The 11,293-nt window shown below is 31.6% G+C and carries 10 protein-coding genes; 7 read left to right on the top strand and 3 right to left on the bottom strand.

Annotated elements, in window-relative coordinates:
* Window positions 1-172: 172 nt before the first annotated feature.
* Both BN350_RS20670 and pgeF read right to left on the bottom strand, forming a co-directional pair.
* Window positions 173-322 (bottom strand): hypothetical protein, encoded by a 150-nt coding sequence (locus tag BN350_RS20670; protein ID WP_155849106.1) that lies wholly within the window; start codon window positions 320-322, stop codon window positions 173-175.
* A gap of 472 nt (window positions 323-794) precedes the next feature.
* Entirely contained in the window at window positions 795-1,562 is a 768-nt protein-coding gene (gene pgeF / locus BN350_RS12235) for a peptidoglycan editing factor PgeF (RefSeq protein WP_028043862.1), read from the bottom strand.
* Between the two features lie 70 nt (window positions 1,563-1,632).
* Here pgeF and BN350_RS12230 point away from each other — a divergent pair, with 70 nt between their 5' ends.
* Complete coding sequence (locus BN350_RS12230) at window positions 1,633-1,941, top strand: hypothetical protein (protein WP_028043861.1); 309 nt, start codon at window positions 1,633-1,635, stop codon at window positions 1,939-1,941.
* On the opposite strand, the gene BN350_RS12225 is transcribed toward BN350_RS12230, so the two are convergent.
* Complete coding sequence (locus BN350_RS12225) at window positions 1,925-3,562, bottom strand: Rqc2 family fibronectin-binding protein (protein WP_028043860.1); 1,638 nt, start codon at window positions 3,560-3,562, stop codon at window positions 1,925-1,927. The two genes, BN350_RS12230 and BN350_RS12225, sit on opposite strands and share 17 nt — an antisense overlap.
* A gap of 95 nt (window positions 3,563-3,657) precedes the next feature.
* On the opposite strand from BN350_RS12225, the gene gmk reads away from it, so the two are divergent.
* The 6 genes from gmk (at window position 3,658) to pknB (ending at window position 11,293) form a co-directional block, all read left to right on the top strand.
* Window positions 3,658-4,218: a guanylate kinase gene (gene gmk, locus BN350_RS12220; protein WP_028043859.1), complete on the top strand. Its 561-nt coding sequence runs from the start codon at window positions 3,658-3,660 to the stop codon at window positions 4,216-4,218.
* Window positions 4,219-4,291: 73 nt separating this feature from the next.
* Window positions 4,292-6,481 (top strand): replication restart helicase PriA, encoded by a 2,190-nt coding sequence (gene priA, locus BN350_RS12215; RefSeq protein WP_028043858.1) that lies wholly within the window; start codon window positions 4,292-4,294, stop codon window positions 6,479-6,481.
* A 3-nt stretch (window positions 6,482-6,484) separates the two neighbouring features.
* Complete coding sequence (gene rsmB / locus BN350_RS12210; protein ID WP_028043857.1) at window positions 6,485-7,732, top strand: 16S rRNA (cytosine(967)-C(5))-methyltransferase RsmB; 1,248 nt, start codon at window positions 6,485-6,487, stop codon at window positions 7,730-7,732.
* Between the two features lie 4 nt (window positions 7,733-7,736).
* Window positions 7,737-8,789, top strand: coding sequence for a dual-specificity RNA methyltransferase RlmN (gene rlmN / locus BN350_RS12205; RefSeq protein ID WP_028043856.1), 1,053 nt, complete (start codon window positions 7,737-7,739; stop codon window positions 8,787-8,789).
* The gene (locus BN350_RS12200; RefSeq protein ID WP_028043855.1) at window positions 8,767-9,522 is read left to right on the top strand and encodes a Stp1/IreP family PP2C-type Ser/Thr phosphatase; all 756 of its coding nucleotides are present in this window, start codon (window positions 8,767-8,769) and stop codon (window positions 9,520-9,522) included. The genes rlmN and BN350_RS12200 overlap by 23 nt, the downstream gene beginning before the upstream one ends.
* On the top strand, window positions 9,506-11,293 hold the full coding sequence (pknB, locus tag BN350_RS12195) for a Stk1 family PASTA domain-containing Ser/Thr kinase (protein WP_028043854.1): 1,788 nt from the start codon (window positions 9,506-9,508) through the stop codon (window positions 11,291-11,293). The genes BN350_RS12200 and pknB overlap by 17 nt, the downstream gene beginning before the upstream one ends.

Genomic DNA, 11,293 nt, shown 5'->3' with positions numbered 1-11,293 from the left:
TAACTTATACAGTTCTCTCTATTCAATAGTATTCATTGTTTGTAAGTCTATTTACCTGTTTCTTCTATAATCATCATGAGTGTTTTTTATTATATTCTCGTTAATAACTGAAGATAGTTCTTCTGTATCTTAGCTGTTTAAGTTTATATCTTGTTGATTTCATTAATGGCTTTCATATCTGTGATCTGTAAACTGTTGTTAGTGGTTTATTATTCTTAACAGCGCTTGATAAACAGATAAGGGTAGAACTTGTCATTTTATGCTGTTTTAACAGTTTTTTCTGTCTGCTCTTTTTACCAATCTTGCCTAATTGCTTCTTCATTGATATGGTCTTCTTATGCTAGGTTTTTTGGGATTTCAGCATACTCTTAGCCATACTGATGGAACTGAGTAAATGCATCGTCAGAATAATAGATACGAGATGATGAGATAGTGATCTTAGGCATAATGGACTCTTTTGAATAGAATAAAGAATAGAGTAGAGATCCATTATTATATGCGTGTTCATTAAAATGTTCATTGACTTATCAATTGATTCATTAATAACAATTATTTTCTGAACGACTGATGAAGTAAGTTCTAATCATTTTCGAGTTAGATTTTATTATATAAGTGACTTTTATTTCTGTTATTGTTTTGTAAGAATATTAACAAAGGATTACGCTCCTAAAAACAAATAATCAAAATATTTATGATAATATGTAACCTGATAAGTTTTTTGTTTTTATTCATTTTCTTTCCTTAAACATTTCTTAAAGAAATAAAAAAATAACTTATTAGTGATAATAAGTTATCTAGGAATGACTTTTTAAACGAATTAAAGTGATATTACGATATTTTGTTTTTGTTTTTCGATAGGAAAAAAACAAATCATTATTTTCTATTGTGCAGTAGGGAGAAACAGTTATATGCTGAATGGGAATTTTGAGATTAAGAAGCTGTTGTTGAATAAGTCCTTTACTATCAAGCAGATAATTGCCATCATCTTTTTTGATATAAAAAGGAGATGTCTCAAAAGACATTTTTTGAACAAGTTTAATAATGTCATCTTTAGCTTCAAAATTTTTTTGTTCAATTGATGGACCAATATAAGCGTAAATATGTTCAGGTTGACAGTTTTCATTTTCAATCAAATGTTTTGTCACCTTACCAACAATTTCTCCTACAGTTCCTTTCCATCCAGAATGAATAGCAGCTACAATTTTTTGATCCTGACAATAAAGCAATACAGGACAGCAATCTGCATGAAAAGTCCATAACCATAGATTTTCATCTCTCGTATACATTGCATCATAACCTATAAAAGCATCATCACGACTATACATTCCTTTTCCACCATCTTTTAGAGAGACTTTAAGAAACTGAGTTGTATGCTGCTGGAAAGTCGCAACCATATGTTGCAAATCAGTATTCAGTTCTGTAGCAAGTTTTTTTCGATTTTTCAAAACCAGTTGGTCATCCTCACCATTAAAGCTCATATTCATGAGTTGATGCTGTTCATCATAAGCACATGTTGTATATGCTTCTATATCATTAAAAAGTTGCCAAGGTATTAATTTCATAAAAACTCCTTTCATATGCCCTAACACTTCACATATTATTTCATAGTATATGTTGAAGGAGGGAAAAAATATGTATAATCAATCTTGCGGTTGTCAAGGACAACATGTACGTCCTTGTGGATGTACAACTGGTCAAGGATGTGGTTGTTCAATGAACAACATGTCACAAATGGGTGGTTGCAATATGAATGGATGTCCTAGACCTCAACCAATTGTTGCACCTAAAAAGGTTTGTGTTTCAAATCAGGTTACACCAGTTCCACAACCTATCATCTGCCCAATTGAATGCCGTCGTGTCAATCATTGCATGTATTACCCAGTTTATTATCCTCAATATGAACAAACATTTGTCAATGCACCAATTAATCAATCTTATTAATTTCTTTTAAGAAAGTCTCATCGGGATCAATATAAATTGTTGAATAATGAGAAAGAATGACTTTCCCAGGTTTGCTCCCTTGAGGCTTCTTTAGATTTCTGACTTTCGTATAATTGACAGGTACGGATGAACTATGTTTTCCTTTTGAAAAATAAGCAGCCATTAAACTGGCAAGTCTTATTGTATATTCATCTAAATCATCACTATGCACAACAACATGGCTTCCAGGCATGTCTTTGACATGGAACCACATATCGTTTTTAGAAGCTATCTTAAAGGTAAGATAATCATTTTGTAGATTATTCTTACCTACATAAATGATAATATTATCCTTAGTACAATAACTTTCAATATGCATTTTCTTTGGACGATGAACTTGTTTTGTCTTTTTCTTTTTTAAATAACCTAAATTTTCTAATTCTTCTTTTATTTCTAATGCATCATAATAATTTGCATTTTCCATTAAAGTGATTAATGTATCAAAATAGTTAATTTCTTCCTGTGTTAATTCAATTTGTTCTTGAAGATGATGTAATGCATTTTTTGCCTTTTGATATTTTGCATAATATTTATTAGCATTCGTTTTTCCATCATATCTCTCATCTAATTCAATCATCATCATAGAGTCATCATAATAATTTTCAACCATCACATTCTTTTGTCCTTTTTGAATTAAATGAAGATTTGCAAATAATAAATCACCTTTAATTCTATATTCATCACTATTCTGTGAATCAAATAATGTTTGTTCTAATTTATGAAGTTTATGAATATTTCTTTGATACTCATTTTGAATATATTTTGCTAAATCAGATGTCTGTTGTTTAATACGATCTTTTTGATCAATGAGTTCATAGTGGATATCTAATCCATCAAACAATGAATATTGTTCATATGAACATTGTAAATGAGTGAGGGGAAGCAAATGAAAATATTCTTTTCCCTCTTTTTTATGGATATAGATATACTCAGATTGAGCTAAACTTTTCATAATTGTGCTAAATTCTTCGCCTTGATCAATACGATAGAGAACTTCGCGAGAAAGTTCGGGAGAAAACCCCTGATAAATTTTTGTTAGATTGTCAGTTGGTATAAATTCACTGATCATTGGATTTTTCTTTGCAATAAGAGGTGGAAAATCATAATGTGCTCCAGGTTGAAGAATTCTACTGCTCATTGAAGGAGAAACTCTTTTTAAGCAATCAATAATCTTATTATTGTTGTTTGTGACAATAACATTAGAATGTTTTCCCATGATTTCCATATAAAGTCGTAATTGAACAGTATCTTTCAATTCGTTTGTTCCTTTTAAAGTCATTGAAACAATACGGTCTAATTGTTGCTGTTCAATAGATTCCAAATAGGCACCTTCTAAATGTTTTCTAAGTAACATAGTAAAAGCATTAGGAGATGCAGGAGTTGGATAAGATAATGATGTCAATTGTAATCTTGCATAATTTGGATGAATTGACATCAGTAGTTTTTTGTTTGTGCCTTGCGCACGAATATGAAATAAAAGTTCATATTGAGATATTTGATATATCTTGTTAATTCTGCCTCCGCTTAGTTGTGATTGTAGATTTTCGACAACGCGAGACAACATAATTCCATCATAAGCCATATTTTATCACCGTTATTTAGTATAACATATTTGAAAAAGAATTGACATGAAAGTTGTATTCATGTAACATTGTTTCATAAAGGATGGTGGATGTTGTGAAAAAAGGGCTGTTAATTATTTTAAGTGGACCAAGTGGTGTGGGAAAAGGAACGGTTCGTCAAGAACTTTTTAAAGATGATTCTTTAAATTTGGCATATTCTATTTCAATGACAACAAGAAAACCACGCCCTACTGAAAAAGAGGGTGTTGATTATTTTTTTGTCAGTGAAACAGAGTTTTTAAATAAGATTGAAAATGATGAGTTGCTGGAATATGCGAAATTTGTAGGTAATTATTATGGAACACCAAAGTTTTATGTTGAACAACTATTAAATGAAGGAAAAAATGTTGTTTTAGAGATTGAAGTACAAGGCGCATTGCAAGTTATGCAAAAATGTCCTCAGGCATTAACAATATTCTTGGTACCACCTTCATTTGAAGAATTAGAAAGACGTATTCGAGGTCGCCGAACTGAAGAGGAAAAAGTTGTTAAAGAACGTTTAGATAAGGCAAGAAAAGAAATTGCAACAAAAGATGAATATAAGTATGTCGTAGAAAATGATGATGTTTATGCTGCAAAAGAACAGATTGCGAAGATTATTAAGGAAAATGCATAGGGGATACGTTTGTATCCTTTTTCTATTCAAAGAAGTTATTTTATGGTAGAATAAGACAACAGGTGGTGAGAAAATGTACATTGTTAAAGTCTTGGTAGAACATCCTGTTCATTCGTTGGATATGACTTTTGACTACTTAAGTCATCAAAAATTAGTTGTAGGAATTCGAGTTGTCATTCCTTTTGGTTATCAGAAGTTAATTGGATATGTAGAAAGTATCGAAGAGACAGCATTGACAAAAGAACAATTAGAATCTCAAGCAGGTTTTCGCTATCAGTATATAAAAGAAGTTATTGATGAAGAACCTTTATTAAATGATGAATTACAAACATTGGCAATTCAAATTTCTCAAATGACACTTTCACCTCGTATTGCTTGTTTACAGGCGATGCTTCCTGCACAATTAAAACCTAGTACCAATCATTCTGTAGGTATGAAAACAAAGATGGCGGTTCAGTTCCTTCAGTATGGTCAAACAAAAACTGTTAAACAGCAAGAATGTCTTGATTTTATTAAGAATCATCCAAATTTATTTGTTCAGGATATACCTTATACAAAGTCATTGCTAGATCGATTAGTAGAGCAAGGATTTATTAGTTATTTTCAAAAAGAAATCTATCGTGAACCATTGAGTATTCGATCTCATAAAAATCAAAATATAGAACTTACTGATGATCAAAAAAAAGTTGTTCAAGGAATTATTGATCATCCTGGAAGAGTTGCTTTATTACATGGTGTCACAGGTTCAGGAAAAACAGAGGTTTATCTTTCATTAGCAGCCCATTATGTTTTACATAACCGTAGTGTTATGATGCTTGTTCCGGAGATATCTTTGACACCAATGATGGTAGAAGTTTTTAAACAGCGTTTTGGAAATCAGGTTGCTATTTTACATTCGCGTTTGTCTCAAGGTGAAAAATATGATGAATATCGACGTATTAAAAAACAAGAAGTGAAAATTGTTGTAGGTGCTAGATCGGCGATATTTGCGCCATTAGAAAATATTGGTCTTATTATTTTAGATGAGGAACATGATGCGAGTTATAAACAAGAAACGAAACCACGCTATTTGACATCTCAAATTGCTAAAATAAGAGCTCAATATCACCATGCTTCAGTTGTATTGGGAAGTGCTACACCATCATTAGAAAGTTATTCAAGAGCTAAAATCGGTGTCTATGATTTATATGAGCTTAAGCATCGTATTAATCAAAAGCCATTACCCCAAGTGGAAATTGTTGATATGGTTGAAGAAACAAGACAAAGAAATTATTCATTGTTTTCAAGAAAGATGAGAGAAAAAATTCAAGAGACACTCAATCATCAGCAACAAGTTATCTTACTTTTGAATAAACGTGGTTATGCTTCATTTGTACAGTGTAAAGAATGTGGTGAAGTCATCAAATGTCCTCATTGTGATGTAACACTGACATACCACAAAGAAGAACACCATTTAAAGTGTCATTATTGTGACTATGTCACAAGTTATCCACATAGTTGTGCACATTGTGGAGCGACACATTTTAAGACTATTGGTTATGGGACACAAAAGGTTGAGGAAGAATTAACACAGCAGTTTACTGGAGCAAAAGTCATTCGTTATGATGTTGATACAACGAAAAACAAGAATGGTCATCTTAAACTTCTGGAACGTTTTCGTCGTAAAGAAGGCAATATTTTATTAGGAACACAGATGATTGCTAAAGGATTAGATTTTGAAGATGTAACATTTGTTGGTGTATTAAATGCTGATATGAGTTTAAATATTCCGGACTTTCGAGCAAGTGAAAGAACGTTTCAATTATTATGTCAGGTATCTGGCAGAAGTGGACGTGGTCAAAAACAAGGAACTGTTTTAATACAGACATATAATCCTGATCATTATGCAGTAACTTGTGCTGCACAACATGATTATTCAGCGTTTTATTATCAAGAAATGCTCTATCGTCAAAAAGCAAAATATCCACCTTATTGCCATCTTGTGAGTGTTTTGATTCAATCATCATTTGAAAATGAAGTACATATAGTAGCAATGGATATAAAAAAGTATTTGATGGAACATTTGTGTCAGAGTGCTGTTTTAGGACCCGCTCCAAGTATGATTTATAAATTACAAGATACTTATCGTGAAAGAATACTTATTAAGTTTATTCAAAGTAAAGAAGTTTATGAGGCTTTACAAACATTAAATGATTATTATAATAAAAAACAAAAAGGAAAGGTAAGTGTAATATGTGATTTTAATCCATATTCACAAATTTAAAAAATGGATCGACAAATTGCATTAGAAATATTAGTTAAATACAAAAAAGAAAAGAGTTTTTTGAATTTGACTATCAATCATTATTTTGAAAATAATCAATTAACTCAAATACAAAAGAGTTTTATAACTCGTGTTGTCTATGGAACTGTACAAAACATGATTTATTTGGAGTATATTTTAAAACCATATATTAGAGGAAGAGTTAAAACTTATGAAAAAATGTTATTATTAATGAGTTTATATCAACATGTTTTTATGAATGGGATTCCTGACTATGCAATTATGAATGAAGCAGTTAATTTAGCTAAAAAGAATAAAGGAATAAAAACTGCTCAATTTATCAATGGAGTTTTAAAAAATGCCATTCATTCTCCTTGTTCACTTGATGAACTTAATAAAGAGGAACGTATTTCAGTAGAGACTAGTCACCCCTTATGGATGGTTAAAATGTTTATTAAGCAATATGGTTTTGAAGAGACTCAAAAAATATGTCATGCGAATAATGAAGTTCCTCAGAGATGTGCACGTGTTAATACTTTACTTATGTCACGTACTGAATTATTAAAAGATACGTTATGGCAACCAGCACATCTTTCAGATGTTGGAGTTTATTATCAGCAAGGAAATATAGCCAATAGCGATGCTTTTAAGCAGGGGTTCGTTACTATTCAAGATGAATCAAGTCAGCTTGTGGCTCCGTTACTCAATCCATTACCAGGAGAAACAGTTCTTGATATGTGCTGTGCTCCTGGTACAAAAGCATCGCATCTAGCAGCACTTATGAAAAATCAGGGATGTATTCATGCGTTTGATTTATATCCTCATAAGATTGCATTGGTAAAGCAACAGATGAGTCGTTTACGAATTTCAATTGTAGAAGCAAAAGCTGCTGATTCAACAACACTCGCACAATTGTATAAACCATTAACATTTGATAAAATTTTGCTTGATGCTCCATGCAGTGGGCTAGGAGTTCTTGCAAGAAAACCCGAGATCAAGTATCATGAAGCAAGCGCTATGGATGAAATTATTCAAATCCAAGAAAAATTATTGGAAAATGCATACCCATTATTGAAAAATGGTGGTAATATTGTATATAGTACTTGTACAATTAATAAAAAAGAAAATGAAAAACAAATCCAGTCATTTATAAAAAAGCATCCTGATATAAAAAAAATAAAAGAAGTGACAATTTTACCATATCAATATCATAGTGATGGCTTTTATATGTGTCTATTAGAAAAGGAATGAAATTATGAAATCAATATATGATTATACCCAAGAGCAACTTATTAATGAGTTTCTGTTATTAGATGAAAAAAAATTTAGAGCAACACAAGTTTTTGAATGGTTATACCGCAAAAATATTCAAAATTTTAATGAAATGAGTAATCTTTCATTAGATTTACGTCAAAAACTTATTTCGCATTTTGAGATTGGCCCTTTAAAAATTATTGAAAAACAAATATCCAAAGATGGAACAATTAAATATTTATTAGCTTTATCAGATGGTGGACTTATTGAAACAGTTTTAATGATTCATGAGTATGGACGTAGTCTTTGTGTGACAAGTCAGCTAGGGTGTAATATGGGATGCCTTTTTTGTGCCAGTGGTTTGTTAAAGAAACAAAGAGATTTAAGTGCTGGAGAAATGGTTAATCAAGTTTTAACAGTTATGAATGATACGGGAGAACGTATTTCTCATGTTGTGGTTATGGGGACTGGCGAGCCATTTGATAATTATGATCAAGTTATGAATTTTATACATATTATTAATCATGCAAAAGGATTAGCTATTGGTGCTCGTCATTTAACGATTTCAACTTGCGGTTTATGTGATAAGATTGAAAAATATGCAAATGAAGGTATTCAAACAAATCTAGCTATTTCTTTACATGCGCCAAACGATGAAATTCGTGATCAGCTCATGCCTATTAATAAACGTTTTCCAATGGATGATCTTAGAAAATCATTACAATATTATATTGAAAAGACGAATCGGCGTATAACCTTTGAATATATCTTATTAAAAGGAGTCAATGATCATATAATTCATGCAAGACAATTGGCACACTATATGCGTGGATTGAATGCTTATGTGAATTTAATTCCTTATAATGCAGTTGATGAACATGGTTATCAGCAGACTGATTATAAAGATGTGGAAATTTTTAAAGATGAGTTATTGAGATTAAAAATAAATGTAACATTAAGAAAAGAACATGGTCGTGATATTGATGGTGCTTGTGGTCAATTACGTGCTAAGAAGGTAGGTGAATCAGTTCGTGGAAATCATAGCAATGAGTGATGTTGGAAATGTAAGAACAATTAATCAGGATTATGTCCGTTATTATCAAAAAAGCAAGCAGGAATGTCTTGTTGTTTTATGTGATGGGATGGGTGGACATAATGCTGGTGAAATTGCATCACAGCTTACATGTGATGATATTATTGAAAATTATCAAAAACATGATGCATTTCATTCAACTGAAGATATTCATCGATGGATGGAAGAAGTCATTAATCATGCTCATCAGCTTGTCATGGAAAAAAGTCATACAGCAGAAGAATTAGAAGGAATGGGAACAACTGTTGTGATTGTCTTATGTATTGATGACAATATATATATTTCTCATGTTGGAGATTCAAGAGCATATCTTTTTAACAATGATGAATTAATTCAGTTGACCAAAGATGATACTTTAGTCAATGTTCTTATTGATTCAGGAACGATTTCTAAAGATGAGGCATTATATCATCCGCAAAAGAATATTTTATTACAAGCAGTGGGAGTCAGTGAACATTTAGATGTATCTTTTATGACTCAAAAGGGAAACTATCAGTATATATTAGTTTGTTCTGATGGTTTATATAATTCTTTATTTGATCCTCAATTAATTGAAATTCTCAAAAAAGACAAAAGTTTAGAAGAAATAGGGAAAGAATTGATGGATACGGCAAATACATTCGGTGGTAGAGATAATATTGGTTTTGCACTTATATTAAATAAAGGAGTTGTTGAAAATGAGTCAGATAAATAAGACAATCGCAGGTCGTTATGTTTTAAAAGAATTGATTGGTCAAGGTGGAATGGCAGATGTTTATCTTGCCCAAGATAAAATTTTAAAAAGAACTGTTGCAGTGAAGATTATGCGTTCATCATTAACAGGTGATCCTGTTTATGTGACACGCTTTCATCGTGAAGCAAGTGCAGCAGCTGCCTTATCACATAAAAATATTGTAGAAATCTATGATGTGGGTGATGAAGACGATGAATATTACATCGTTATGGAATATGTTCCTGGACAAACACTGAAAGAATTAATTCATAAACGTGGAGCATTACACTTCGTGGAAGCTGTGGATATTATGAAACAAGTTGTTAGTGCAACAGCAAAAGCACATTCGTTAGGAATTGTGCATAGAGATTTAAAACCACAAAATATTTTAGTGACAGATAGTGGTGTAGTGAAAATTGGAGATTTTGGTATTGCTTCTATACAATCGTTGTCTCAGGTTACTCAAACAGATACGATTATGGGATCTTTACATTATTTGGCACCTGAAATAGCGCGTGGAGAAAAAGCCACAGCACAAAGTGATATTTATGCTTTGGGAATTGTATTCTATGAACTTCTAAGAGGAGAAGTTCCATTTAATGGAGAGTCACCTGTGAATATTGCATTAAAGCATATGCGTGATGATATTCCATCTGTTCGTGCTTTTAACCCATCAATTCCTCAATCGGTAGAGAATGTGATTATTAAGGCAACTGCCAAAAATACAAAAGATCGTTATTTAAAAGCTGTTGATATGTTTGAAGATCTAAGAACGTGTTTATCTCGTGAAAATGAAGAAAAATTGGTATTTACTTATGAGGATCCTGACGAAACAACTATTGTGGCTGAAGATAAGGATTTCTTTACTCAAACACAAATTCATGTTCCAAATGAAGAAATGATAGAGAAGGAGTCTGAAAAGAAACCATTAGATAAAAAGAAAATTGGTATTATTGCTGGCTGTGTTGTGGGTGCATTATTCATTTTTGGATTAGTTTATTTTTTTCTTTTAAGACCTTCGGATACATTTCAAATGCCTGACGTTGTAACTTTAACACAAGAACAGGCAATCAAAACATTAGAAGATAATGGCTTAAAGGTTGATGAAAATATTAATCATGAATTGAGTGATACAGTTGACGAAGGGAAAGTAATTTCTACTTCACCTGAGGCACGTGAAGCAGTCAAAAAAGGTGATACGATTGAATTAACAGTCTCATCTGGAAAATATATCGTGATTGATAATTATGTTGGTAAAAATTATGAGGATATTGAAGCTACTTTAGTGAGTCAGGGATTTAAAGTCATTAAAGAAGAAGAAACAAATGAAGAAGAAAAGGGCGTTATTTTAAAACAATCAATTAATCAAGGAGAAAAGATTGATCCTAATGCAACCAATAAAACAATCACATTGACTGTTTCTAAGGGATATTCTGTTGTTGTGCCTAATGTCTATGGACAAGATATCAATAAGGCAAAAGATCTTTTAGAAAAGGCTGGTTTTAAAGTAACTCTTAAAGTTTTAACACCACCAACAACAGTAGAAGAAATTAAGACAATGAAAATTAATGTTGTTATGAAACAGTCACTTGATGCATTTACAACTGTCTATAAGAAAGGTGAATCGATAACTTTAGAATATTATGATAAAAAACCAGAAATACCAGTTGAACCAACAACACCTAATGGTGGAGGGACAACTGATCCCAATACTGGAACTGAGGGAAATAATCAATCAGGAACAACAAATTAA

The organism is Candidatus Stoquefichus massiliensis AP9, from assembly GCF_000455285.1.
In the GTDB taxonomy this organism is placed as follows: Bacteria; Bacillota_I; Bacilli_A; order Erysipelotrichales; family Coprobacillaceae; genus Stoquefichus; species Stoquefichus massiliensis.
Note: the sequence above shows the minus strand (reverse complement) of the source record. Positions and strands in the feature narration are given on the sequence as shown.